This window comes from Micromonospora sp. WMMD1219, from assembly GCF_049315215.1.
GTDB classification, from domain to species: domain Bacteria; phylum Actinomycetota; class Actinomycetes; order Mycobacteriales; family Micromonosporaceae; genus Micromonospora; species Micromonospora tulbaghiae.
Genome location: NZ_CP186057.1, coordinates 4,065,290 through 4,089,854, shown reverse-complemented (window position 1 = coordinate 4,089,854; position 24,565 = coordinate 4,065,290). Strand labels below are relative to the sequence as shown.

General features: G+C 70.2%; 23 protein-coding genes. 15 read left to right on the top strand and 8 right to left on the bottom strand.

The features are described 5' to 3' along the window. The first annotated feature begins 810 nt into the window (after positions 1-810). A complete protein-coding gene (locus ACN27C_RS19550) occupies positions 811-1,893 on the top strand; it encodes a peptidoglycan DD-metalloendopeptidase family protein (protein ID WP_421498362.1) in 1,083 nt (360 codons plus the stop codon). Between the two features lie 109 nt (positions 1,894-2,002). Next, positions 2,003-2,176: a hypothetical protein gene (locus tag ACN27C_RS19545; protein ID WP_421498363.1), complete on the top strand. Its 174-nt coding sequence runs from the start codon at positions 2,003-2,005 to the stop codon at positions 2,174-2,176. 105 nt (positions 2,177-2,281) lie between these two features. Here the strand turns inward: ACN27C_RS19545 and ACN27C_RS19540 are convergent, their stop codons facing one another. The 3 genes from ACN27C_RS19540 to ACN27C_RS19530 all read right to left on the bottom strand — a co-directional run bounded on the left by ACN27C_RS19540 (position 2,282) and on the right by ACN27C_RS19530 (position 5,150). Then, positions 2,282-2,425: a hypothetical protein gene (locus ACN27C_RS19540; protein ID WP_162958994.1), complete on the bottom strand. Its 144-nt coding sequence runs from the start codon at positions 2,423-2,425 to the stop codon at positions 2,282-2,284. Positions 2,426-2,487: 62 nt separating this feature from the next. After that, positions 2,488-4,050, bottom strand: coding sequence for a murein biosynthesis integral membrane protein MurJ (murJ, locus tag ACN27C_RS19535; RefSeq protein WP_422747263.1), 1,563 nt, complete (start codon positions 4,048-4,050; stop codon positions 2,488-2,490). Between the two features lie 260 nt (positions 4,051-4,310). Next, a complete protein-coding gene (locus tag ACN27C_RS19530) occupies positions 4,311-5,150 on the bottom strand; it encodes a DUF4253 domain-containing protein (RefSeq protein ID WP_422747261.1) in 840 nt (279 codons plus the stop codon). A 223-nt stretch (positions 5,151-5,373) separates the two neighbouring features. Between ACN27C_RS19530 and ACN27C_RS19525 the strand changes: the two genes are divergently transcribed. The 9 genes from ACN27C_RS19525 (at position 5,374) to ACN27C_RS19485 (ending at position 13,483) form a co-directional block, all read left to right on the top strand. Continuing rightward, complete coding sequence (locus ACN27C_RS19525) at positions 5,374-6,045, top strand: hypothetical protein (RefSeq protein ID WP_421498366.1); 672 nt, start codon at positions 5,374-5,376, stop codon at positions 6,043-6,045. Between the two features lie 77 nt (positions 6,046-6,122). Then, on the top strand, positions 6,123-7,220 hold the full coding sequence (locus ACN27C_RS19520) for a DUF4314 domain-containing protein (RefSeq protein ID WP_421498367.1): 1,098 nt from the start codon (positions 6,123-6,125) through the stop codon (positions 7,218-7,220). Between the two features lie 546 nt (positions 7,221-7,766). Further along, the gene (locus ACN27C_RS19515; RefSeq protein ID WP_422747258.1) at positions 7,767-8,930 is read left to right on the top strand and encodes an AAA family ATPase; all 1,164 of its coding nucleotides are present in this window, start codon (positions 7,767-7,769) and stop codon (positions 8,928-8,930) included. Positions 8,931-8,959: 29 nt separating this feature from the next. Then, positions 8,960-10,570 carry a VWA domain-containing protein gene (locus tag ACN27C_RS19510; RefSeq protein ID WP_422747256.1) on the top strand — a complete coding sequence of 537 codons (1,611 nt, stop codon included), beginning with the start codon at positions 8,960-8,962 and terminating at the stop codon, positions 10,568-10,570. Positions 10,571-10,835: 265 nt separating this feature from the next. Further along, positions 10,836-11,447, top strand: a complete 612-nt coding sequence (locus ACN27C_RS19505; RefSeq protein ID WP_422747254.1) for a hypothetical protein — start codon at positions 10,836-10,838, stop codon at positions 11,445-11,447. Continuing rightward, entirely contained in the window at positions 11,444-11,986 is a 543-nt protein-coding gene (locus ACN27C_RS19500; protein WP_422747251.1) for a hypothetical protein, read from the top strand. The genes ACN27C_RS19505 and ACN27C_RS19500 overlap by 4 nt, the downstream gene beginning before the upstream one ends. A gap of 99 nt (positions 11,987-12,085) precedes the next feature. Further along, positions 12,086-12,472: a hypothetical protein gene (locus ACN27C_RS19495; RefSeq protein WP_422747248.1), complete on the top strand. Its 387-nt coding sequence runs from the start codon at positions 12,086-12,088 to the stop codon at positions 12,470-12,472. Continuing rightward, positions 12,465-12,926 carry a DUF4262 domain-containing protein gene (locus ACN27C_RS19490; protein ID WP_422747246.1) on the top strand — a complete coding sequence of 154 codons (462 nt, stop codon included), beginning with the start codon at positions 12,465-12,467 and terminating at the stop codon, positions 12,924-12,926. Before ACN27C_RS19495 ends, ACN27C_RS19490 begins: the two co-directional genes overlap by 8 nt. A 215-nt stretch (positions 12,927-13,141) precedes the next feature. Continuing rightward, complete coding sequence (locus tag ACN27C_RS19485) at positions 13,142-13,483, top strand: ArsR/SmtB family transcription factor (protein WP_422751653.1); 342 nt, start codon at positions 13,142-13,144, stop codon at positions 13,481-13,483. Positions 13,484-13,812: 329 nt separating this feature from the next. On the opposite strand, the gene ACN27C_RS19480 is transcribed toward ACN27C_RS19485, so the two are convergent. Both ACN27C_RS19480 and ACN27C_RS19475 read right to left on the bottom strand, forming a co-directional pair. Continuing rightward, entirely contained in the window at positions 13,813-14,814 is a 1,002-nt protein-coding gene (locus ACN27C_RS19480; RefSeq protein ID WP_422747244.1) for a DUF2637 domain-containing protein, read from the bottom strand. Further along, positions 14,811-17,852, bottom strand: a complete 3,042-nt coding sequence (locus ACN27C_RS19475; RefSeq protein ID WP_422747242.1) for a BTAD domain-containing putative transcriptional regulator — start codon at positions 17,850-17,852, stop codon at positions 14,811-14,813. Before ACN27C_RS19475 ends, ACN27C_RS19480 begins: the two co-directional genes overlap by 4 nt. Positions 17,853-18,106: 254 nt before the next feature. On the opposite strand from ACN27C_RS19475, the gene ACN27C_RS19470 reads away from it, so the two are divergent. From ACN27C_RS19470 to ACN27C_RS19455, 4 genes are all read left to right on the top strand, one after another. Continuing rightward, entirely contained in the window at positions 18,107-18,454 is a 348-nt protein-coding gene (locus ACN27C_RS19470; protein ID WP_422747240.1) for a hypothetical protein, read from the top strand. Between the two features lie 709 nt (positions 18,455-19,163). Further along, positions 19,164-20,039, top strand: a complete 876-nt coding sequence (locus tag ACN27C_RS19465) for a hypothetical protein (protein ID WP_135241006.1) — start codon at positions 19,164-19,166, stop codon at positions 20,037-20,039. 286 nt (positions 20,040-20,325) lie between these two features. Beyond that, positions 20,326-20,535: a hypothetical protein gene (locus ACN27C_RS19460; RefSeq protein ID WP_422747237.1), complete on the top strand. Its 210-nt coding sequence runs from the start codon at positions 20,326-20,328 to the stop codon at positions 20,533-20,535. An 82-nt stretch (positions 20,536-20,617) separates the two neighbouring features. After that, complete coding sequence (locus tag ACN27C_RS19455) at positions 20,618-20,842, top strand: hypothetical protein (protein ID WP_355094850.1); 225 nt, start codon at positions 20,618-20,620, stop codon at positions 20,840-20,842. Here ACN27C_RS19455 and ACN27C_RS19450 read toward each other — a convergent pair. From ACN27C_RS19450 to ACN27C_RS19440, 3 genes are all read right to left on the bottom strand, one after another. Continuing rightward, complete coding sequence (locus ACN27C_RS19450; protein ID WP_422747235.1) at positions 20,821-21,714, bottom strand: RNA polymerase sigma factor; 894 nt, start codon at positions 21,712-21,714, stop codon at positions 20,821-20,823. The two genes, ACN27C_RS19455 and ACN27C_RS19450, sit on opposite strands and share 22 nt — an antisense overlap. Positions 21,715-21,795: 81 nt before the next feature. After that, positions 21,796-22,425 (bottom strand): hypothetical protein, encoded by a 630-nt coding sequence (locus tag ACN27C_RS19445; protein WP_422747233.1) that lies wholly within the window; start codon positions 22,423-22,425, stop codon positions 21,796-21,798. A 167-nt stretch (positions 22,426-22,592) separates the two neighbouring features. Further along, entirely contained in the window at positions 22,593-24,545 is a 1,953-nt protein-coding gene (locus tag ACN27C_RS19440) for a hypothetical protein (protein WP_422747231.1), read from the bottom strand. Positions 24,546-24,565: the final 20 nt, after the last annotated feature.

Here is a 24,565-nt window from a genome sequence, read left to right as displayed (position 1 = left end):
TATCACCGCCTAATCCGTGGCGATTCGGCAAGCCATACGTCATTGCCCCCGCGATGGCCGCCGCCGCCGTGAGCCCTCCAAGGTGCTCCTTGCCGACATCGCCCCCCCGGCTACGGCGGGGTGCTATTCCTGCCCGAACCGATCGAGCACCGCGGCCTCAGCGGTGAGATGTCCTCGATCGGGCGATCATTTGGGCCCGCACCACCAGTACCCACAGCAGCCGGTTCTTCCGGGCCAGCGCCGGCTGGGCCGACCAACGCGACCTGCATGACCCGCCGACGGTGCGCCATCGTGCGCAACTCGCTGACCGGCCCGATCTCGTCCGCCATTTCGGTCCCCCGTGCTGACCGAATTCACCGAGACTCCATCGGCCACCCGTCGACCCTTGCCCTGACCTGCCCGTCCAGGTCCAACCTCTCGCCACCATCACCGCCTCCCCCTTTGGACCGCACCGCACGCCGCCGCGTCGTACGGGCCAGCATCCGTCACGACCTGCGTGGTGATGCTGCGTCGCGCCAGCCCTCTCTCCGAACCGCCTGACGGCGAGCCCCAAGTGGCACTACCCGGCGCGGTTCGTCGCCCGAAGCCACTGACAGCGCCTCATTGACCGCGACGGCAACCCGTACCGCATCTGAATCATCGCTTACCGCAAAGGCCCGGACGACGCTCCCTTGCTGCACGGCGAAAAGTTGGCAGCCCTCGCCTGCCGACCACCCGCACCCGTCCGAGGGCCTTGCGACGCCGCTCCAGAGGCCCGCGCGGCTTCACCTTCCCAACGATCCGCCGCACCGGCCTCGAAGGAGTCCAATCATGACCGCCCGCGTGCTGTCCGGGATCGCCATCGCGTTCGCCGCTGTCCTGCTGCTGTGCTCCGGACTGGCCGCCACCCTGGTCTCCGGCGGCGGCGGCGCGTGCGGATCGATCACTAGCATTCCCGCTACCGCCTCGTCGGCCGCGCGCGGCCCCGCCTCGGGTGGCATCGATGCGATCGGTGACTGGAGCGCCGAGCAGACCGGCAACGCCGCCACCGTCACGACCGTCGGCATCCGCCTCGGCGTCCCGCCCCGCGGCTGGGTCATCGCCGTCGCCACCGCGATGCAGGAATCCTTCCTGATCAACACCCCGGGCGGGGACCGCGACTCGGTCGGCCTTTTCCAACAACGCCCCTCCCAAGGCTGGGGCACCACCGAACAGTTGCACGATCCCCAGTACTCGGCGACGAAGTTCTACCAGAGTCTGCAGGCCGTCGACGGTTGGCAGGCGATGCCGCTCACCGAGGCCGCCCAGGCCGTGCAGATCAGCGCTTTCCCCGACGCCTACGCGAAATGGGAAGGACCGGCAACCCAGCTGGTCACCGCGATCGCCGACACCGCCGGCCTGTCCACCGACGGCCTTGCCGGGTGCCGGGCCACCGGCCTGTGGACGCAGCCGGTCCTCGCCTCTATCGGGTCGGGGTTCCGTACCGGTGACCGGCCGGGCCACGACGGTGTCGATCTCAGCGCCCCGCGAGGCACCCTCATCCGCGCCGCCTCCGCCGGGAGGGTCCGCACCGTCCGCTGTAACGCCGTTTACGCCGACACCGGCGCTGAATGGGGCTGCGACCGCGACGGCGACCCCGTTCTCACGCGGGGTTGCGGCTGGTATGTCGACATCGACCATGCCGGTGGGCTGCTCACCCGCTACTGCCACATGCACCAGCCGCCGATGGTGACGGTTGGGCAGCCGGTCGCCGCCGGGCAGCCGATCGGTGTTGTCGGTTCCACCGGCCACAGCTCTGGCCCGCACCTGCACTACGAGGTGCACCGCCACGGCGATGCCAGTTCGAACGGTGCGATCGACCCGGTGTCCTTCATGACCGTTCAGAACGCCCCGCTCGGGCCCTATGAGCGGTGATGCATCTGCGCACCAGCGGCTCTGTCAATTCAGTAGGCGCTGGGCTCAATACATCTGGCCCGTGAGGACCGACGTTGTTCAGAGGGGTCCCCTGTTCACCACTCTGACGATGATCGCTGAGGTCGTGGCGGACCTGACCTGGATGCGGACCTGCGAGGGCATGTGGGTCGTCACGGCGAAGGGCCGGCTCCGTGGCAAGGCGCCCAAGCTCACCGTCAAGCAGGAAGCCCAGTTGGTCGGCCCTGCACAAAGCCGGGGAGCACACCAGAGCCGAGCTGCCTGAGCTGTTCGGTGTGGCGCGCTCGACGTCCTATGGCGAACTCGAGCTGCTACGGCGGTACCTGGCCCGGCCTAAACCCAGACAGGACCCGGCCGCCGCGGCCGAGCGTCAGTGCCCGTCGCGGCCCTTGCGGTATGAAGTGACGAGCCATCCGAGCAAGCCGAGCAGGAGCAAAATCAGGACAAGGATGGTGATGTGCCAGGGCTTCATGACATCTCCCGGACTGGTGAGTCGTTTGTAGGTCTGCGGCATGACCCTACGGGGTGTGTCTTGTGGCGACCGGGCTGTTGGTCGCTTCCCTGCGAGGAGTCATGTCAGCCGGTTCGGATGCCGGCGAGGGCGGTGGCCACAAGTTGCTGCAGTTCGGTGAGACGCACCAGTCGGGCCACCGCGACGTATGTTGCGGTGCCTACGACGCCCGCGACGCTGAGCATGAGGAGCGCCGCGTTGACACCGGAACCGACCTGGGGCGTCAGGGCGGACGTGGTGGCGGCGGCGCAGCTTCCGGCGACCCCGGCGGCGACCGCCACGCGGACGTGGGTGCGGAGCAGTCGGTTGCCGTCTATGCGTCCGAGTCGGCGGCGCAGGATGGCTGCGGCGGCGATGAGGCCTGTGGTGTAGGCGGCCGCGTAGGCCAGCGGAATCCCGACGACGATGTCCGCGCGGGGTAGTAGCCAGGTCGCGGCAAGGCAGCCCGCCACGCCGACGACGGTCACCGCGGCGGTGATCAGCGCGGGGGTCTTGGTGTCCTGCAGGGCGTAGAAGCCGCGTTGGAGGATCATGTAGCCGGTGAACGGCACCAAGGCCACGCCGAAGGTGGCCACCACCGCGCCCAGTAACGTGATCGCCGACGGTGAGCTGCGGCCGTAGGCGAACAGCACAGTGGCGATCTGCGGGCCGAGGACCAGCATGGCTGCTGCTATGGGGGCGAGCGCCACGACGGCCAACCGGATGGCCCGGGACAGATCTTCGGTGATCTGCCGATGATCGAGGTGGGCGGCGTAGCGGCTGAGTCGGGGCAGCATGGCGGTCATCACCGACAAGGCGATCACCGCGAACGGCATTTGAAACACCGCGAACGCGTTCTGATACGCGCTGATCCCGCCCGGGCCGCTGACCGACGCGGCCCGCGTAGCAGCCGCGAGCAGCACCTGCGCGGCGACGACCGACACGAGTACCCAGCCGCCGAGCCGGCCGATACGGCGGATCCCGATGCCGCGGGGGTCGAGTCGGGGCCGCAGCGCGAAACCACTGCGGGCGAGCGCCCACACCACCAACGCCATCTGGGCAAACACGCCCGCGGTGGTGCCGACCGCAAGCAGCAGCAGGTGTGCAGGTGTTATCGACTCGATGCTGTTAGCGCCGCCGATTAGCAGGTAGACCACGGCGACCGCGATCACGATCAGGCTGTTGACCAGCGGCGCCCACATCGGGGCGGCGAAACGGCCTCGGATGTTGAGCACGGCACCGGCGGTGGCGCTGACTCCGTAGAACAGGATCTGCGGCAGGAAGAACAGGCTGAACACGACCGCTAGCTCACGCTGCTCGCCGGTGAAGCCGGGCGTGTACACCTCGACCAGCCACGGCACCGAGACCATCGCCACCACCGTGACCGCCCCGAGGCCGTAGACCATCAACGACAGCAGCCGCTGGGCGTAAACCACCCCATCATCAGGCTCGCTCAGCGCCGCCCGGGCCAGCAGAGGCACCACCACGCTGGCCATCGCGCCCCCGACTACGAGCTCGTAGACGGCGTTGGGCAGCGTGTTCGCCACGTTGTAGCTGTCCAGTAGCCGGCTACCCAGGCCCAGGGCGGAGGCCAGCACCACTAGCCGTACGAAGCCGGCGATACGTGACCCCAACGTTGCCACTGCCATGCCGCGGCCTGCACGCCCTACCGACGATCCTTCTGCCATGTCAACCTTCATAGCGCATCGGCGCCTCCCGGCTCAGGTACCCGGCCCCTTCTGCGGCAGCTCCGGTCCCGCCTGCACGATCAGGGCGGCTGCACAGAGGCGCTGGCTCTCCGGCTAAGCCATGATGATTGCTCGGACTGGCGGCTCGTACCCGCCAACGCCCCACGCGCAGGCATACCGGCAAGTCTCGAACAGCGCCTGTAGCCAGCAAACACTAGGGGTTAGGGGCGGTCGTGCAGGAACCATGCGTCACCCCGGGTGAGGGCCATGGCGAGCTGCCACTGTTCGCACTGCAAGCTGCCGCCGACGGCTAACTGCCGCCCGGCGAGCTCCCAAGCCGGCGGCCCGGGCTGCGGCCGGCGTTGCGCGGTGAACTGCAGCATGCTTCCCCAGGCGGCGATCAGGGCAGCGCCCCACCGCTGTTCCCACTGCCGGATCGCCGCTGCCAACGCCGGGATGCCGTTGTCACGGTCGGCTTCGAAGTATGGCACCCAGGCGGGGGCCAGCCACTGCGACGTCGTGGGCAGCAGCACCAGCTGCACTCGCGGCGGGGTGTGCCACCGGGCGGTACCGACGAGGTGCTCGGAACCGCTGAAGGCTCGGGAGGCGAGCTGCCCATCGGCGATGAGGGTGTCATAGGTCCACCGCTGCAGAGCTGCCGACGTGGTCGGCGGGGTCAGCTCTTCGATGGCCTTGGTGACCATGTTGTCACCCAAAAATGCCTGGACATAGCGTTTTACGTCTTCCTTGTCTTGGACGTCATCCCTGCCGTATCGCCGATAGAACGACCACGGATCCAGCGTCCGAGCCACCTGGTCCAGATCGGCGAGCTCATCGCCATCCGGTTCGCGGGCGACGCCGTCCGGCAGCGTAAACACCGGCCAGCGGCCTGTAATAGGCATGGCCGCATGAGCCGCCTGCCAGGCGTCGAGTAGCCGGCCAGGATCGACGTCGTCCACCACGAAGGTGTGACCGGGCCCTTCCTCCACGGGATGGCCCTGCAGTGCGGTCCCGCGCAGCGCGGTCGCGATGCCATCAATTTTATTGATTCGTGCAGCCATCCACGCACGGTAATACCGACCACCGACATGGCCGCCTGATCCGCCGACTCCTGCCCACCGGTGCAGTCCGGTCGGAGAAATACCGCCGGATATGAGTATCGCCGTCTCCCGCACGAGGGCCGTGAGTAATACCGGCCGATCCATGCCACCCAAGTTCAACGGTCGTCCCACCGGGACGACCGCCGCCTGCCCCAATCCACACATCTCTGAGGAGGAATAGCCCGTGAGCACACCCACGCTCATCGGTGTCGCCGCGTTCCGCGGCAGCTACACCGCCCGTTTGATCCAGTTCGGTGAGAGTCCGGAGGTTCTGGTGCCGCTGCTGCGCCGGATCTGGACCGACACGTTCGGTCGGGACACCGGCGCTATGGCCGCCGCGCTGCTGGCCCACGACTGGTGGTCCCTCGCCGTCCACCCCAAGCCCCGGCGCTGGGACCGGCAGCCGCCCGTGCCCGGCCTGGGCTACCCGGTCGTCGCTCAGGACGCCACCGTCCGGCGGGGTGCGCTGCGCGAGGACGTCGGCGGGGCCCTGGAGTGGCTGTATCTGCTGCACCTCGACCAGCGGCGGCTGGTGGTGTACGAGGCGACGGTCCACGGCCGTTGGCTGCGGCACAGCGGGCACCACCTCGACCCGGTCGAGGACCTGTTCGTCACCGCGCCCGCCGACGACGGGGGCGGTCCGGAGATGACGGTGTGCACCGTCTGCGGCGCGGTCGACGAGATCGACCACGTCGAGGTGCCGTCCATGGCCGGCTACGGCTACGACACCGTCACCAGTTGCGCCCACTGCGGCTCCTCGGTCGCCAGCGACCCGATGTTCGGCGATCGCGTCACCCGCAAGCCCTGGCCACCGCAGACCCCCACGCCGGACGACGCGGCGGGGGAAACCCGTTGAGCACCGACCGCACGCCGTCAGCGGCCACCGGGGACGGCGGCCCTTGCACCGGCGCTGACGACCGATCCGAGACCGCCATGACCAGCTACAAGGTCGGACAGCGTGTCAGCTTGGTTCACACCGACGACCCGTACACCCTGCTGCGGCCCGGGGACACCGGGACTGTCCGCCGCCACGACCAGCGGCAGAACATCGTGGAGGTCACCTGGGACAGCGGCTCGACGCTGGCGATGTGCCTCGACGCCGGCGATCGCATCGCACCGGCCACCACCACCCCGCCGCCGACCGGTGATCCGGTTGCCGAGGCCACCGGATGGGCCGCCGCGCTGCAACGGATGCGCGCCGCCGGCGCCGAGGCCGGACGCACCGCCGCCGAGTGGTGGGCGCAGGACACCATCGGCGCCCGGGCCGGCGGGAACACCCGCCTGGCCGCGCGCCGGATCCTGGCCGGCACCCACGACGGCGATCCTGCCGTCCTCGACGCCCTGCCCCACTTCTCCTCGGTCGGAGAGCCGGTCGACGTCGCCGGGTGGGAGCTGTTCGCCGCCGCCACCGGCGACACCGCGGGCTGGTTCGGGCTGCGCATCCCGCAGCGCGACGAGGCGATGGCCGTCTACCGCGACGCCTACGACACCGCCGCCACCGACCGCGTCGCGGAACTGTGTCACCTCGCGGCCAGCCCCACCGGCACGGATGTGTCCCACCTGCACCCCGACCGGGTCCGGATCGGCGGCGTCGGTGTGTTCGCAGGCGACTGGGCGCGCACCACCGGCCCCGACGGCGACGACCGGGTCGAGGTCGGGTTCGTCGGCACCCTGATCGACTACTGGAACGGGTGGGCGGTGTTCTCCTGCACCCGCGACGTGGCCGAGGCGATCGTCGCCGACCAGCAGCGCCACCGCGACCGGTACCGCGACAGCCTGCGCGAGCAGGGCGTACCGGCCGACGACCTGGACCGGCAGGTCGACGAAGCGCTGGCCGGTCTGTCCTTCGACGGCGACGTCCTCGTCGCCGACCAGCGTGCCCTGTCCGACGACCCGGACGCCATCGACCGCATCACCGCAGACGGGGACGGCCGGTACGTGGTGATGGGCCGCAGCCGGTGCTGGGAGGCCGTCGATCCGTACGCCTGCGACCGGATCGTCGGCGACCTGCCCGACACCGACAACGCATAGGCCGGCATACCCACCGATGCCCTACCTCGACGAGTGGGCCGACAGGAAGGAACGGGGCGGCCAAGGTCAAGGCGTTCGCCGACGGGTTCAGCTGGCCGTTCCACGACGACCTCGACGGCGGCGACGGGCTGGCTCTGGCCCGGATGGCCGAGGGACAGCAGTGCGACCCGCAGGGCTGCGAACGGGGCTGCGCCGACTGACCACGACCCCGCCGGCAGCATCGCTCGACGCTGCGTCGCCCACGTAGTCAGCCGGCACTTCCGAAATCCCGCACCCGCGCACCCATTCGACTTGATCAATTGGGCTGGCGGGGGTTCCATCGTCGGCGCCGACACCGCCCGCGCGGCCTCGACACCGACCAGCACGCATCAGCGGCGACCTGACGTGTCGCCGTCACCCTTCAGCACCACCGGGGTGTGGTCGCCGACCTGCCAGGCCCGATTCGGGCCGGCAGGGGTTGGCCCCGCCCGTCTCCGCTGTGCGGTACCCACCGCCCGCGCACCCGGAGACGGGTGCGCGGGCCCGAACCCGAATCGAGGCAATCCCATGACCACACCACACCCACCTGCCGGTTCACCGCAGAACGACCCGGCCCCGACCAGCGGCGCCGCCACTCCCACCACCGGCGAGGGCTCCGGCCGGTCCGGCTACCTCTACCGCACAGTCGCCCTGCACCTGGCCGACCACCCCGACCAGATCCTCAAGGTCGGCGAGATCACCCGGGCGATCGGCGCACCGTCGTCCGGGGCGGTGTTCGAGGCGCTGAAGAAGATGGCCGCCGCCGGGCACGCCACCCACCACCGCGACCCGCACCACCGGTTCCAGATCACCCAGGACGGCATCGACGCCGCCGGCGCCCTCCCGCCCGCCGCGCCCCGCACCCGCTCCAGCGGCAGCTCTGGTGGCCGGCAGTCCCGGCCCGCTCCGGTGCCGCGGCCGAACGGGACGCTCTATCACCCGCGGCGGCTCGGCAAAGGCTGGGACGTCGAGGAACTGCGGCGGCTGCGCGCCCAGCAGGTGCCCGTGCTGCTGTACGGGCCGCCCGGTACCGGGAAGACCGCGATGGTTGAGGCGGCGTTTCCCGATCTGCTGACCGTCGCCGGTACTGGCGACACCGTCGTCGACGACTTCCTGGGCTCCTACAACCCGGTCCCCGGCGGCGGCTACGAGTTCGTCCACGGCCCTTTGGTCATTGCGATGCGCCAGGGGCGGGTGCTGCTGGTCGACGACGCCACCCTCATCCCGCCCCGCGTCCTGGCCGTGCTGTACCCGGCCATGGACGGCCGCGGCACCGTCACCATCCCCGCGCACGGCAACGAAACCGTGGAAGCCGTCGACGGGTTCTACATCGTCGCCGGCCACAACCCAGGCGTGCACGGCGCCGTGCTCACCGAGGCCCTGGCCTCCCGGTTCACCGTCCACCTGCACGTCACCACCGACTGGGACCTCGCCCGCCAGCTCGGCGTCCCCAAGCAGGTCGTGGCCGCCGCGATCGACCTCAACGCCGACCTCGCCGCCGGCAAGACCGTGTGGGCGCCGCAGCTGCGCGAACTGCTCGGCTTCGTCACAGTCCGCGACCAGCTGGGTATGAGCGCCGCCCTGGCGAACCTGGCCGGCATCGCCCCGCAGGACGCCCGCGACGACGTCACCGCCGCCCTGTCCCGGCACACCGGCACGCCCATCACCGCGCTCGCCCTCGGCAAGCGCTGACCGCCCCCTTTTTGGAAGGAGCCCCTTTCGTGTCCCACCCGCACACCCACCTGCGCCCCGGCACACCGCCGCCGCCGGCCGGCGCCGCCGACTGGCGGGCCTGGTCGCAGGCGTGGACCCAGCACGTTCCGCTGCTGACCGGCCGTACCGACCTCACCGTCCTCGTCGCGCCCGGCGCCGCCGGGGACGCACCCGAATGCTTTTACCCCGCCCTCAACCGGATCGAGGTCGACGCCACCTACATCGCCGACAGCCCCGACGTCACCGACCCGGCCAAGGCCCGGCACAAGCGGCTCGTGCCCACCGGCTACGGGCTGCTTGTGCACGGCGCCGCGCACGCCGCGCACAGCCGCTGGACCACCCCGCCCGGCACCCCGCCGATCCTCGCCACCGTGGCTGACCTGCTGGAGGAATCCCGGGCCGAAGGACGCCAACGCGCCCGCCGCCGCGGCGACCGCCGGTGGCTGCGCCACGTCGTGACAACCCTCCTGCACCCCGACGACGCGGCCGTCGACGACGCGTGGCACGCCGGGCAACTCGCCGCGCTGCTCCTGGCCCGCGTCGACGCCCGCATCGTCACCAGCAAAGACGTCCGCCCCATCCGCGCCGCGGTCACCGGCGTCCTCGGACGCAAGCGCCTGCGGCAACTGCGCGACATCTGGCGGGAGGCCCACACCTGCGACGACACCGACGCCGACACCATGATCTGCCTGGCCCGCCGGTGGTGTCAGGTCCTCGACATCGACCCCGACCAGCAGTACGACACCCCCGTACCGGACGCCGGCCTGTTCCCCGGCCGCCTCGCCGCGGCCCTCGTCGACTACCTCGCCGTCGCCGCCGGCGTCACCCCGGCCGAGTACGCGACGGCGCTGCTCGCCCACCGGCACAGCCCACCCACCGAGTGGGACCGCACCGACCCGACCGAGCAGGAACACCGCGCCGCCCGCGACCTCGCCAACCGGCTGCGGCAGACCCGCACCCGCCACCCCGAACCCGGACGGCGCCCCTCGCCGATCCCACCCGGCCGGCTGCGGACCCGCCACGCCATCACCGCCGACGCGCAAACCGCCGCCGGGCAGATGCCGACGGCCGCACCGTGGCAGCAGCGCACCCAGCTGCCTCCGGAGAAGCCCCGCCTGCATCTGGCTGTCCTGGTCGACCTGTCCGGGTCGATGGCCCGCTACACGCAGGCGATGTCGTCGGCCGCGTGGATCTTCGCCAACGCGGCACGCCGCGCGCAGGCGACAACCACCACCATCGGGTTCGGTGACCGCACCACCGTCCTGGTGCCTCCACGCACCTACCCCCGGCAGGTGCTGCACATGCGCACCGAGCTGGCGACCGCCACCTTCCCGGAAGCGGTCAAGGTCGCCGACCAGCTCCTCGACCTGCGCCACGGCCGCGCCCTGCGGATGCTCGCCGTCGTCTCCGACGGCTACCTCGACGACATCCCCACCGGCCAGCAACTCGTCACCACCCTGCACCGCGCCGGCTGCGCCGTGCTGTGGCTCCACCCCGCCGACCCGGACCAGATCTGGGGGCACACCTTCACCCACGCCACCACCCTGACCGTCACCGACCCGACCGAGGCCATCGCGGCGATCGCCGACGCCGCCGTCACCGCCCTCACCCAGGCCTGAACCCCGGCCGGCAGCCGACCAGTCCCACCCCGCCGCGGCGCTGCCTGGCCGCTGCCGGGCAGCGCCGCGCACCGCGACCCCGCGACATACCGGGCCTGGAACGCGGGGCCGCCACAGCCGGCCCCACTCGCATCTCGCGCAGGGCCGATGCCGAACGGCGCTGCCGCCCCCGCGACTTGACCATCCCGCGCCATCGAAGCGTGCATGCATCGCGCCCCGACCCATCCAGATCCCGGCTACGACGCTGCCCGACAAGGAGTTCCTCATGCGCTACGGCACCGACGACGAACACCCCTTCGACACCGACAACCGCGCCTGGCGGCGCCTACGCGACGTCACCAGCGAACACTTCGACGCCATCACCTGGAACCGGGACCCGGACGGACGGCCGGTCCTGCTCACCCTGCGCGACATGCGCACCGGCGACACCGTCACCCTCGCCGTCCTCGACTCCCTGGAGATCCGCGACCCGCACGCGCTGATCGCCGTCCACACCAGCGGCGACCTCGACGCCCACGGCCCCACCAGCGACGCCGACGCAGCCCACTCCCACGCCGCCACGCTCGCGCTCGACAGCACCACCCTCGCCGTGACCAGGCCCGTACCGCTGCACGACCCCGCCGTCACGGATCTCCCCGCCACCGGCTGGGTCGACCTACCGCCCGACCTCGCCCACATTCTGCGGCCGGCCCTCGACGACGCCCGCACCGCCGTTCTCGTGCTGCTCGACCGCACCGACGGCAGGCTCGCCGCCGTCGGCCCGTTCCCCACCCACGCCGCCGCCGACACGTGGCAACCCGCCGACCGGCCCGGCCGCACCGCCGACCGGCTCACCGTGCCCCTGCACCCGATCCTCAGCGAGCAGGCCCAGCCGTGACCACCACCCGACCACCGACCCAGCCCGCCTCATCCCCCGTCGTGGCCATCGACGTCGACGGCGTCCTCAACCCCGCCGACCCCGCCCACGCCGAAACACTCGGCTACCGGCCGCACCGCTACAACGGGCCCGCCCCCGACGGCCGGCACGTCACCGGCACCGTCTGGCTGAACCCCGACCACGGGCCCTGGCTGCGAGAACTCGCCGAACACGCCCAACCGGTCTGGTGCACCAGCTGGAACCACCTCGCCGCCGCATGGATCGCGCCACGGCTCGGCCTGCCGACCACCTGGCCGCACGTCCCCGTCCACGCCGGCGGGGTCCGCTTCGGCCACCAGAACAAACTCAACCCCCTGTACGCCTGGGCCGCGCGGCGCCCACTCGCCGTCCTCGACGACGAGTTCGGCGGCAAGGACCCCACCACCGCCGACCAGCGCACCGCCGACGGCGCACCCACCCTGCTCCATCCGGTCGACCCGTACGACGGGCTTCGCCGCGCCGACATCGCCACGGTGCTGACCTGGCTGCGCCGGCTCTGACCACACCGGCACTGCCAAATTCCGTGCGTCCGCATTCAGCGGGCCCGCATCCCACGCCTACGCATGCAGGTTCCGTGCCGCAACGACAAGGAGCTGACGATGAACAACATGTTCGACGCCGCCGACGAACCGGACGTCGACCGGCCACCCCGACTCAGCGTCGGCGACCCGGAACTGCGCAAGACCCGCCGGCTCGCCCGCGAGTGCAACACCTGCATCTTCAAGCCCGGCAACCCGATGCACCTCACCCCCGGCCGGCTCCAGCAGATGGTGTCCGAAGCCCGCGGCGACGCGGGATACATCATCTGCCACTCGACGCTGCCCTACGCCGGCAGCCCGATCCCGCCCGCGCTCTGCCGCGGCTTCGCCGACCGCTACCGCACCTGGCAACTCCAGGTCATGGAACACCTCTGGGGCTTCGTCGACGTCGAGCCACCCCACCCAGACCCCACCGCCAAATGCCCAGGAGGCACCGACCATGCGTGACATCGACGACGTCCTGCGGCGCCAAGAACGGATCATCGACACCATCGGCTGGGCCGTCACCTACGTCCTGCCCACCGACGACGGCACCGTCCCCACCGCCCCGTTCGCCTACACCGTCGGGCTCACCGCCCACGGCTACCCCGAACTGATCACCGCCGGGCTGCCACCCGAGGTCGCCCACAGTCTGCTCAACGACCTGGCTCGCCGGGTCAACGACCAGGCCGAACGGTTCACCCACGGACAACGCCTCAGCGACGTCATCGCCGGCTACGACGCGATCATCATCGACGGACAGCCGACGGACGAACTGTTACCCGGGTTGGCGATCAGCCGCTACGGCCGCGACCAGGTCCGCCTCCAGCAGATGGTGTGGCCGGACCAGCAGGGCCGATTCCCCTGGGACGACGGGTACCGCTTCGACCCGCGGACACAGCCGCTGATCGGCCGGCTGTAGCCGGACACCCGACCGCCGCTGCAAGCCGAATCCAGCAAATGAGCTCCAACGTGCGGGGGTGGACCGCGAGCGCGCGGGAATCATGTGCCTGGTTGAGTGTCCGGTCGCCCCCGTCACGGCGCGTCAAGACCGTGCTTTCCTCACAATCCTGGTTCCACCGGCGTATCGATGGTGTTGGTGCCACGATGGAAGACGTGCCAACTGCGAAAACAGCTATGCCTGCCGCCTCGCCGCTGGCAGGCGAGCCGATGAAGCCCGCCGATGCCCAGCGGCTCGCGGGAGTGCTGAAGGCGTTCGCCGACCCGGCCCGGCTACGGCTGCTGAGCCTGATCCAGTCGGCCGCGCAGGGGGAAGCGTCCGTCAGTGACCTCACCGCGCCGCTGGGTCTGTCCCAGCCGACCGTGAGCCATCACCTTCGGATCCTCACCGAGGCCGGCCTGCTCGAACGGGAGCAGCGCGGCGTCTGGGCGTACTACCGGCTCGTGCCGTCCGCGATCGCGGCGATCGCCGACCTGCTGACTCCGCCCCGAAAGCGAGCGACCAGGAAGGCCCGCTGAGCGGGCACCTGGGCGTGCTGACGGTGTTGATCGCCGAGGTGTAGCCGCTCCCGGCTGGTGCGCCCGTTCCTCGGCGTCGGTCTGCCTGGCCGCGCCCCGGCCGCCGCGCTGCTCGCCGTGTACGCCGGCATCGTCTGCGCCCGCCTGGTCTGACGCGCCTAACGCCGGCGTCGGCGTGTTGTGCGGGATCGACAGCTTCGGACCGCCGTACGGGTGCACGCCACTTGCATCCAGTCGCTGCCGGAAGACCTCCGGCGAAGGCTCACCCGCGCATCATCCGTTGGTGGCGTCATCGATCCTTCACGTGGTCGCAGCCGCTGGCATTGGGTTTACGGCGCCCGAGGATGGTCGGCATGCGGGCCGTGATGGTGGGCGTTGGACCGCTGCAGCTTTGTCGGCGGCCAGTACCGGCGCACGGTGCGCTCGGATCTGCCGATCCGCTCGGCGATCTGGGCCGGGTGCATTGACGGATCACGCTGGTACCAGTACGCCACGGCCGCCGGAGTAGCCGCGGCGATCTGAGCGGCGCTCTCGTGGTCGGAGGGGATCATTGCTGCGGTTTTCGCATCGTCGGCCCGCGCCCCGCCTACAGCACGGGGCTCCTCGGAATCGCCGGGGGCGTCATCGCGGTCAGGCTCCTGTGGACGGCCCGGTGAGCCGGCGCCTTGTGTGCTCGCGGCCTGTCCTCGCGACGAAGCCCGGGTAGACACGGCGGTAGGGGACGCGGAGGGGGCAGTTGGCTCGACCTCGATGATCGCCTTGGTGAGGCGGGGTGTTCGTCGCCTGGTCGTCCGGTCGACGCCGGGCCTTGAGGTGTGGTGTCCTGGCCGGTCTTGAGGGGCCGTTGATTGCTGCGTGGGCGTGGGCAGGCTGGTGCCGGCGCGGATCCTTCCGGTGATCTCGACGAGGCTGATGCTGGCGACGACGACGAGGCCGTCCACGGAGATCGGCAGCAGGTAGGAGGCGCCGGCGTCGATCTCGCCGTAGCGGGCGGCGACACCGACCATGTGCCAGTAGCTGACCCAGCCGGCGATGCCGGCGATCGCGGCGGTGGCCAGCAGCCGCAGGGCGGCCAGGGACCTGCGGTGGCTGGGCACCCTGGAGATCAGTTCCACGGTGAGCAGCAGCGCCAGCGGCGGCCAGGCGGCGATCAGCTGGCTGATGAGGTTCGGGTGGGCGTGCAGCACGTTCGCCGCGATCGACGCGGCGACGCCGAGGGTGAGCACGGCACGCACCGCCCAGCGCAGCGGCCGTAGACCGGCCAGCTGGTCACGGCTGGCCGCGTTCGGATGGTCCAGGTGCGAGGACGGCGAGGTGGAGGTGTCGGTCATGCAGTCGCTCCGTCCTCGTCGTGGGTGTGGCGCTGCGCCTGCGGTCGGGGCCGGGGGCGCTGCTGGGCGGCGATGAGCTCGTTGGCCAGGGTGAGGGTGTCTTCGTGGGGTTCGGCGTCGATCTCTGCGAGAGCCCGTGTCAGTGCTCGGCGTAGGGATCGGATCGCGTCTGTCTGGCCGAGGGCGGCGCGGGCGCGCATGGCGTGCTGGTAGAGCTCCTCGGTGTAGGGGCTGTGGCGGATCGCCTCGTCGAGCACTGTCAGCTGGTGGGCGGGATGGTCGGCGAGGGCGTCGGCGAGCGCGAGGTAGGTGTCGAGGGCTTGCTGCCGGACGGCCTCGCGGTAGGGCTCGATCCATTCGTAGTCGACGCCGTCGGCGAGGTGCCCGCGGTAGGTGTTGACGGCGCGCTGTAACGCGGCGATCCTCGCCTGCGGGTCGGTGGCGCGTTCGGCGTCGCGGATCGCCGCGCGCATCCGCCACAGATCGACGTCGACAACGGCGGGGTTGAGCGTGTAGCGGTTCTGAGGATGGGTGAGGTAGTCGCCTGGGCCTCCCGCGTGCCGCAGCACGGCGCGGAGGTTCGACACGTAGGTGTACAGCCGGCCCGGTGCCTTACTGGTCGGGGCGTCGGGCAACAGGTCATCCAGAATGGCGTCCACGGTCGCTTCCCCGTCGTGGACCGCCAGGTACACGAGCACCTCGAGGGCCTTTGCGCGCAGCGGCGGATGGGACGCGGCGTCGGTGATGCTGGGCGGGCCGAGCACCGATACCTGCACGCGACGGGGCTGCTGCTCGCGATTCACGGCGGGCGGCACGGTTTCCGGCCCGGCGGAGAGTGCGGTGTCGTGACCACCGGCGCTGGCAACGGCGATCGGACGGGGCCGGGTGTCGACGATGCCGGTCAACTCGTCCGATGCGCGGGGATGTGCGGTGGCCGGGTTGCGGCCGGTGGCCTCGACAGGGGTGGGTGACGTGCTGGCAGTCGTCAGGGTGGGCGTCGCGGCCGGTCCCGGTGTCTCGGCCGGGGCGCTGCGGTCGGGTTCGGTCGAGTTCGCGGTGGCCAGTCGCCGGTCGTCTGACTGCGGCGCGGCGTCGATGGGGGCCGGTGGTTGGCCGGTTTGTGACTCGGCGAGGACGCCGAGCAGGGCGAGGGTGTCGGCCGAGGTGAGCACGGCCAGACGCTCCACTGGGACGGGATGATCGCTCTGGTCGGCAGGGCCGTCGGTGAGGGCTGTGGTGCCGTCAGCGGCGACGGCGACGGTGTCTCCGTCGGGCCATGCGCCGAGCAGCACCCCGTGGATGTCCAGGCGTGTGCCTTGGGTGAGTAGCGCGGCGATGCGGGTGTCCTGCCGGGCTGCGGTGGCGTGGGTCAGCAGCAGCACAGGCGGCAGCGGCTCCCCCGCGGGATCGATTGTCCGTAGGTCGGCCACCGTGTCAGCGTCGCGGGTGTCGACGAGGCGGCTGCGGTGCAGGATCTGCGCTTCGAGGAGGTCGAGGGCCTCCTCGGCGGTGGTGGTGACCGTCAGGCGTGGGCTGTGGGGCAGGGTCGTGGTGTCCGTGTCGAGGAGGGTCGTCGCGGTTGTCGCTGGCATCACCACCTGGGTGCGTTCGTGTGGGGCGTCGAGGCCGCCGGCGGCGAGCGCGGCGGTCAGGAAGCCGCGGGCAGCGGCGTCAGCGCCGGGGCCGGTGAGCCCGAGGCCTGCGGACGGCCAAGTCTCGGCCAGCGGGTGCGCCAAGGACGGCACCGCCGGACGCGGCACAGGTGTCGAGTCACCGTCGGTGTGGTCTTCACCGTCGCGGGCGGCCGAGTCTGGTCCGGTGTTTCCGCCTTCGAGGCCTGGGGACGAGTGGAGGTCGTGCCGTTGGTGGCCAGTGGCGGGGGGTGTGGCGGTGCGTGGTGCGGCGGCGCGCAGACGGCGGCGGATCTGCATGACCACGGTCGGCATCGGGGTCGTGTCGGGACCCTCGACGTGGGTAGCGGTCGAGGGCGGGCGCGGGGTGTAGCGGCGACGCCGGTGCGCCCACACCAGCGCGGCGGTTGCGGCGATCGCCGCAGCCAGGCCGATGTCCACCCAGCTGCCGCCCGGCACGTCGATGCCTGGAGAGCCGTGACGTGTAGGCAGCGGATTCCGTGTCGGCGGCTGCGAGGCGCTGCCGGGCCGTGGAGTCACACGGGCGGTGCCCGGCGCGCTCGCGGTGACCTCGGGGCCTGCCGGGGGTGGTTCGATCGTGGGTGCTGTCGGGCCTGCCGTGGTGGTGGTCGTGGGTTTCGGTGCTCCGGCCGAGGAGTCAGGTTTCGTGGGCGGCGCCGGGGCGTCCGGGCGTCCGGGTTCGGTGCGGGGCTGCTGATCGTGGCCGCGCGGCGGAGTCTGGTCGCTCCTGTGTGTGGCGTCGGCCGGTAGGCGGAGAACCCAGCCCGGGTAGATGAGGTCGGGGTTGCGCAGGGTGCCGCCGACGTGGGGGAAGCGGGCGCCCCGGTTGAGGGTGAAGATTTCCGGCCATCGGTCGGCGTCGCCGAGGGTACGGGCAGCGATCCCGCACAGGCTGTCGCCGCGGCGCACGGTGTAGGTGGGCGGCGGCACAGCCGGCTGATGGCTCGCAGCGGGATGGTGGGAGGCGGGCGAGGCCGTCGCCTGTCCAGCCGCGGCTGGTTCATCGGACGTGGTGGTCGCGGGAGTGGCGTGTGCGCCCGCGCCGGTAGCAGCGGTGACGGCGGTCGCGCCGAGCAGCGCCGCGGCGAGGCCCCGGACCGGACCGGGAAGGCGTAGGGCGGGTGCGCGGCGCAGCTGGCGGGCCAGCGACGCGTACGCATGGGCAAGGACGACAGTGGCCAGCAGCAGCCAGAGCGTCACTGCCGCGGATGCGGCGAGGACGGCGACAACGCCGCTGCTCATCGGATCGGCTATCCACTGCCGCATGGTGGCCGGCGCCGGCAGGCGCGGTGTCCAACCGTTCTGCATCGCCATGACGACCGTGATGGCGGAGGTGGACAGGACGCTGGTGGTGACTGCGGCGGTGCGGGCTCCTGGGGATGTCACCTTCGCTCCTCCTGCTCGCCGTCGACACTCAACAGGGCTGCTGGTGGGGGCGATGTCGTGACGCTATGACCCGAGCACGGCGCGGAGGGCAGGCCCGCAGCTCACGGCACCTCACTGCACCTGACACGGCCTCACAACAGCAAGTCAGCGAGCGTTGACGGATCCTGGGCCCATCGATCATGGGGCGCTCGTCGGTTTACGAGAGCTTTGGTAACAACGGGCGCCGAGTCGTGCGAGGGTTAGCCTCAACGCGAGTGCTGGGCACAAGCGGCATCGGGTCCAGGATGCAGCATCTGACTAACGTCGCAACGGAACACGCCCCCGGCTTCCTGCGCAACGTGAATACGCCGACCCGCCACCCGAAGGCATGTGCACACTCCTTCGCCGCCGCCTTCGGCAGGCTGGATCGTGTGCTTCTTCGCTTGGCGCGGGAGCAGGGCTTTGGCGGCCAAGGGGCCGACGAGCTTGTAGTTGATGCCGTGGGTTGTGCCGCGCAGGTGGCCAAGGTGGGTTTACCAGTCGATGCGCTCACCGAGTTCCTCGGCGCCGAAGGTGTCGCCGCGACACGCCTCAGCGCCGTGCACGCCGCTGGGCCAAGATGAGGCGGTATGCCGGATAGGCAAGCTTAGTTGATTATTGACGGTCGGGCACCGACCGCAGTCAGACCCTCCGATAGAATCGCATCCCTCGATATCGAAGGAGGATCAATGCGAGTTGGCCTGCGGGCGGGTGTGGCCGCATCCCTGGGCGCTGCCCTGACATTGACCATCGCCCCCACGGCGGGTTACGCGAACGTGCCGTCAGGGAATTCCACCCAGAACGTTTACACGAGCCACCGCCAGTCGCAGCAGTACTGGAGTTCCTCTACCAAGAAAATGTATGTGAACGCGATCCTCAGCGCGAACCTCCCATCCGGCTACTGCCTAGACTCCTGGTTCGACTGGACCACGCCCGAGGGTTCGAGTCATTACGACTCCAGAGGTGCGCGGACATGCGTAAGCAACTACTCGATGTACGGGGACGTTGTGACGGAAAGCAACTCGGTCGCAGGAATGCAGAAGGCCGGCGGCGCATACGGCCCCAACAACAACACCACCTCAACGTCATACCTTGTTAACGCAGCGGGATCAACGATATCGATCGCGAGTATCAACGTGGTGATGAATCAGTACAACTGCTCGATCCGATACTGGAAGCGGACATCGAGCGGCGTAGAATATTGGACTGGCGGCCCGCCCACGAATCCGAATTGCTAAGGTGATGACCTTGCGGAGAATGACAACCCGGAGTCGATCAACTCTGGCATCCCCCATGATCGGCCTTCTGCTGATCACCTCCGTCGCGAGCTGCGCGCGGCCGGCCGAACAGGTCGCCGCCGACCCTGCCGTCACATCCGAACGGCTGGACCTCCTGTCCCAACGAATCGGCGGGACACCCAGACAACGCACGGCCGGCGAAGTTCTGCAATACCACGCGTACCAAGACGGCATTCGCGACTGCATGAAAGACGCAGGCTTCACCTACGAACCCCCGCCCTTCCTGGACCCATATCGCGGACGCACAGTCATTCACATGGGAATCGGCACAGGACAGTGGTTGGCCCCCATCAACGAAGATCGTCTGGGAATCACCGACACCGCCGAATTGAAAGGCCCGAACAAGGGCGATACAGGGCCGAGCGCCAGCTATCGCAACCTAGATCCGGAAGACCAGGAGAAGTTTCAACAAAGCCTCACCACCTGCATCCCACGCAACACCCCTGAGGTCAACTTTCCGTCGAGCTACCACTCCTTAGCCGAGAAGTACAACCAGATGCTGACGGACGCGTCCAAGGCAGCCGTGGTAAAAGCTGCTGGCAAACAGTACCCAACCTGCATGGCCCAGGGTGGCTTCAAGGTCAACAGCCACGACGAGCTAGTCAAGCTGGTCCTGACACGCATGGGAGACGCTCAGCCGCCGACGCCTGGCCAAGCGCCGAGTTCGAACTGGTCTGCCGTTGTACAGACGGAACGGGCAGCCGCACGTCTGGATGCCGACTGCCGACAGCCAGCATACGAGGCAGCGCTCAACGCCGTAGCCCCATCGGTTGCGGAATTCGAACGATCTCATGAAGCCGAGCTTGCGCTCGTCAGTCGGCAGTGGCACGACATCGAAGCCCAAGCAGCCGCGTACCCCGAGTTCAAGTAGAACATCGTTCATGGTGGCCGGGGACTGGCGTTGCTCTCGGTCGGCGGTGCGGGCGCTCAGCGGCGTCGAGGACTGTGGACCGGGTTTGGAAACTCCGCGTCGATACCAGTTCTGGCGCACGCCTTACGCTGCCGCGCCGCCCAACGCCTCGGCCAACGTTACGCGGCTACCAGCTGCCGAGAACAAACTGACCGAGGCCCTCTGCCCAGATGGGGAGAGGGTCTCGGCCAGTTGGGATTCGCGCTAGACGCGCTGGGTGATGGTCGTGCCCGGGTGACGGGCGGCAGTGGCCGCGGTGACGAACCGGCCGGTGCTGGCGCTGCGGTTGACGGTCTGGCTGTTGCTGGTGCCACGACCGGCACGCTCGGTTGTGGTGGCCCGCGGCGAGCGGGCCGCGGTGCGGCTGCTGACGAACCGGCCGGTGCCGGCGCTGCGGGACACGCTGCGGGAGCCGCCTCGAGCCATGTGGATCATCTCCTTCGGTTCGGCGGTCTAGGTTGGACCGCTCTTGCCGTAGGCGTATGTGCTGGTGGGCTGTTTACCCGCCACTCTTTCTACCGGTTTTTCGGCTGAGGCTGGTGCTGGTGGTCCGGGCCGTGGTGCCGGCTGCCCGGGCGACGATGGCGCGGGCGGTCGCGGTGGAGGTGCGGGCGCGCATTGCGCGGGCGTCGGCGGTGCCGAGCGAGGATCGCTCGATCTTGGCTTGGATGGTCGACTTCGGTGACCTGGCGGTTGCTGAGGATGATTGCGGGTTGTTCGGGGCGGGCTGTGGCATGGGCGGTCATGCCCCCCTTCGGGTCTGAGCGGGTTGGCGGTCGGGCAGGCGGGTCAGTCGGGTGCGGTAGTAGGACAGCGCCTTCTGGACGGCATTCTCGGTGAGGTTCAGCAGGTCGGCGACCTCGACCTGGGTGTAGCCGGCCCAGATGAGCGCCATCATGGTGCGGGTGCGCGGCGGAGCGTCGGCGAGCAGGACGTCGACCTCTTGGCGCAGCGCGACGAGCTGGGCCGGGTCAACGGGCCCTCCGCCGGTGGCGGGCTGATCGAAGACGGCGAGTTCATCGACGAGCAGCTCCTGGTGGTGCACCTCGGTACGTAGCCATGCGCGGTAGATGTTCGGGAAGCGGAATAGGCATTGGCCGATGAAGAACGTCTTCAGTGAAGCGCCGCGGGCGGGGTTCCAGCGGTCGGGGATCAGCACCGTGTTGCGGAAGGACCTCAGCGCGGTAGCCACGGTCTCGTTGGCGAGTTCCTCGGCGACGTCGGGACGGTTGAGCGCTCCGGGCGGCGGCTCGGGCAGCCCGGCGCCGCGTTCGCGGCACTTGCCGAAGATGGCGCCCTTGCGGATCCAGGCCACCGTGACGGCGTAGCCGTAGCGGGCCAGCTCGGTGGCGAACAGGTCGTAGTCGCTGCCGGAGAAGTCGGACCGGCGCAGCCAGTCGACCAGGTCGGCGTCCTCGGAGAGGCGTTCGCGCCGGCGCAGCGCGCGGACAGTCTCGTCCAAGTCGTGATCTTCGCGGGTGTCGGCGAAGTCGGCGAGCCAGGATGCGGGGACAGCGACGTCGCGGCGGGGCGGTTCCCGTTGTAGTTCCGATCCCGCCACTTCGTCCGTCGGCTCCTCGGCTTCCGGATGCATGAGGCTCTTTCTCGGTTCGGTGTGTCCGCTGAAGGAACCCACCGGACGTCCTCTCCTATGTGCGGCCACCCCAATTACCCGCCACTCCTTTTTCAAGATTTTTTGGGCGGGTGTTTGTGCAGTTCAGCGGCGGTTCAATAGCGGAGCGACCTTGTCGATCAGGCTGCTGATGACCAGCTGGGCAGCCGGGGAGATGTCGTAAGCGCTCAGCGCGCTGAGCACGACGTCGCGATCGAGCAGGCCCGCGCCGGCCATGTCGGCAAGCACCCGGTGGGCGCCGTCGCGGCCGTACCCGCGGGCGTAGCCGTTGTTGCCGTAGCGCACCAACTCGTCCAGGTGCTCGTGCAGCTGCGGGTCCAGTGTGGTGGGCTCGCCGGTGTCGAGGTCGAGCGCGCCGACGACGCCGGCCCAGCCGGCTAGCCGCCAGGGGCTGGGGTGCTCGACGACGACCAAGGCGTTGCCACGAGCCAGCCGGGTGGCCACCTCGATCGCCCCGGGAGTGGGTACGTGGGCGATCACCGCGCCCGGACGCACGTTGACGCGTGGGGAGCGCGGCGAGGCGTGCCGGCCGTTGAGGTACGGCTCGAACAGCGCCTCGCCGTGGTACTCGCCCTTGCGGTCGGTGACCAGCACTGCGGGCAGGCCGGGCCGCGCGGCCTGATCCTCGGCCCAGCGCATCGCCGCTACCGCAGCGGCGGCGAACTCCCGGCCCAGCTGGTACGGCACCCACGCTGCGGTGAAGTCAGAAACCACGACTGCCAGGGTAGGCGCCCGGTATGACAACATTCCCGATCGAGGCACGCGATCAAGGAACGCGCTCGAGCGCGGTTCGCCGCGAAGCAACGGCATCGAAGCACCCCTGTTCGGTACCCGATCTGGGTGCCCACTCTTCCGCCGCAACCGGTAGACCTCCTTGGGGTCTAGCGAGCAGTGCTTATGGGTTGCTCGAGGATGCCGGCGAGGCGCAGGCGTAGCCGGTGGGTGTGGAGAAGGTCGGCGGCTGCGGCGGAGTCGCCGAGGGCGTTCAGTTGGTCGGCGGTGAGCTGGTGGAGCTGGTGGTTGTAGGGGTCAATGCGGATCGCCGCTTGCAGCAGCCGCAGGCGCTCGTGCGGGTCGGTTTGTGCTTCCGCGGCGTTGGTGTGGGCGCCGAGCACTAGGCGGCGTGTGGCCTCACGGGGTGGGTCGATCCACGGCCAGATGTGGCCAGCGGCGAGGTCTCCTGTGTAGGCGTCGATCACGGCCTTCCAGCTGCCAGGTGCGTCTGTGGTGGCGCTGTGGTGGGCGGCGGCTTGCAGTCGCCACAGGTCCACGTCGATGCGTGGGTCGAGGTGGTAGCGGTCCTCGGTGTGGACAACCACCTGGTCGGCGGTGGTGGCGCGGATGGTCGAGCGGAGGTCGCTGAGGGTGGTGTAGAGGCGGCCGGTGACGGTGTGGGCGGGTAGGCCGGGCCAGAGGGCGTGTACGAGTTGGGTGGTGGTGGCGCCGTCGGGGTGCACGGCGAGGAAGACGAGGATTTGCCGGGCGGCGCTGCGGCGGATGGTGACCTCGTTGCTGTCGATGTGCAGCGCCGGACGGCCGAGCACCCGCAGCCGGACAGCGGTCGCTGTGGTCTCGGTGGGCTGCCGCGGTGTGGGCGGTGTGACTCGGGTGGCTTGGCGGGGGATCTTTGCCTGTGCCCGGTTGATCGGCCGGGCCGATACGGATGCGGCGGTGTCGGGTGCTGCGGCGGTGGGTTGGGCCAGGACGGCGAGCAGGTCCGCCGCGGCGGTGCCGTCGAGGACACACATCCGTGGCCGTGGTTGCCCGGTCTGGTGGTCCACGGTGTGGCCGTGGCGGTCGACGCGCCAGGTGGGTAGTGGTGCTCCGGCGTCGAGGGTGACGACACGGGCGCCCGGGAGGTTCGGCGGTGCCGCCCTCGCGGGTTCAGCGGTCAATACGAGGCTGGGTATGCCGCGGTCGGCTGTGGACGACGTGCTGGACGCAGGTAGCAGGGCGGCGGCCTGTTCGAGGGTGTCGATGACGTGCAGTCCCGGGATGGTGGCGGCGGTCTCGGCGACGCTGGGCAGGAGCCTGGTAAGGGCGTGGCTGGTAACGATCACCGGGGTCGTGTCGGTGGGGTCGCGTAGCGCGGTGAGGAGCCTGGTGATGAGTAGACCTCGGGCGGCGTGGTCGGCCCCGTCGCCGGCGAGACGTATGCCGGCCGGGGGCAGCGGCGCCGGCATTGCGCCGGTTGTGGTGGCTGCTGGTGGCGGTGGTGGTTGGTCGGCGATGGCTGCTTGGACGGCGGTGACGGTGGCGGGTAGGGGTGTCAGCTGGGTGGCGTCGGTGTCGGGTTGGCCGGGTTGGTGGGCGCGACGGCGGCGTAGCCACACCAGGGCCGCTGCGGCGGCGATGTGGTGGGCGGTGTCCTCGGGTAGCCAGCCGCCGGGCACGACCACCCCGCTCCGCTCGGTCTGGGGCGTATCGGAAGGGCGCTGCAGTTCATCGGCGGTGACTGGTGTCGGCGGGTTCGGCGGATGGGTGGAGGGGGTGTGGGTGGTGGTGAGGGCGGCCGCGCCGGCGATGCTGGTGGCGGCGGCCTGCCATGGGGTAGGTAGCGGCAGGTGGCGCACCCATCGGACATTGGCGCGTAGTCGGCGGGCGGCCGTCACGGTGACGGTGTAGGCCATGCCCAGCCACAGCAGCCAGGCTACGGCGATGAGCCCTGTGGTGAGGGTTGCCGGGGTCAGCGGGTCGGTGAGCCAGTCGCGTAGTCGCGTGCTGGTCGGCCAGCCGGGCAGGTGTGCTCGGGTGAGGGTGGTCAGCAGCCACGGCGGTATCGCCAGGACGGCCAGGACGACGGTAGCGGCTGCGAGTCGCCGGGCCCCGTTCACCGCAGCTCCTCCCCCACGCG

Bases quoted from the DNA above. Each gene is read 5' to 3' on its own strand.
- ACN27C_RS19550 (WP_421498362.1), top strand. From the start codon at position 811: ATGACCGCCCGCGTGCTGTCCGGGATCGCCATCGCGTTCGCCGCTGTC.
- ACN27C_RS19505 (WP_422747254.1), top strand. From the start codon at position 10,836: ATGCGCTACGGCACCGACGACGAACACCCCTTCGACACCGACAACCGC.
- ACN27C_RS19540 (WP_162958994.1), bottom strand. From the start codon at position 2,425: ATGCCGCAGACCTACAAACGACTCACCAGTCCGGGAGATGTCATGAAG.
- ACN27C_RS19490 (WP_422747246.1), top strand. From the start codon at position 12,465: ATGCGTGACATCGACGACGTCCTGCGGCGCCAAGAACGGATCATCGAC.
- ACN27C_RS19485 (WP_422751653.1), top strand. From the start codon at position 13,142: ATGCCTGCCGCCTCGCCGCTGGCAGGCGAGCCGATGAAGCCCGCCGAT.
- ACN27C_RS19530 (WP_422747261.1), bottom strand. From the start codon at position 5,150: ATGGCTGCACGAATCAATAAAATTGATGGCATCGCGACCGCGCTGCGC.
- ACN27C_RS19465 (WP_135241006.1), top strand. From the start codon at position 19,164: ATGATCGGCCTTCTGCTGATCACCTCCGTCGCGAGCTGCGCGCGGCCG.
- ACN27C_RS19495 (WP_422747248.1), top strand. From the start codon at position 12,086: ATGAACAACATGTTCGACGCCGCCGACGAACCGGACGTCGACCGGCCA.
- ACN27C_RS19515 (WP_422747258.1), top strand. From the start codon at position 7,767: ATGACCACACCACACCCACCTGCCGGTTCACCGCAGAACGACCCGGCC.
- ACN27C_RS19545 (WP_421498363.1), top strand. From the start codon at position 2,003: ATGATCGCTGAGGTCGTGGCGGACCTGACCTGGATGCGGACCTGCGAG.
- murJ (WP_422747263.1), bottom strand. From the start codon at position 4,050: ATGGCAGTGGCAACGTTGGGGTCACGTATCGCCGGCTTCGTACGGCTA.
- ACN27C_RS19480 (WP_422747244.1), bottom strand. From the start codon at position 14,814: ATGACCGACACCTCCACCTCGCCGTCCTCGCACCTGGACCATCCGAAC.
- ACN27C_RS19520 (WP_421498367.1), top strand. From the start codon at position 6,123: ATGACCAGCTACAAGGTCGGACAGCGTGTCAGCTTGGTTCACACCGAC.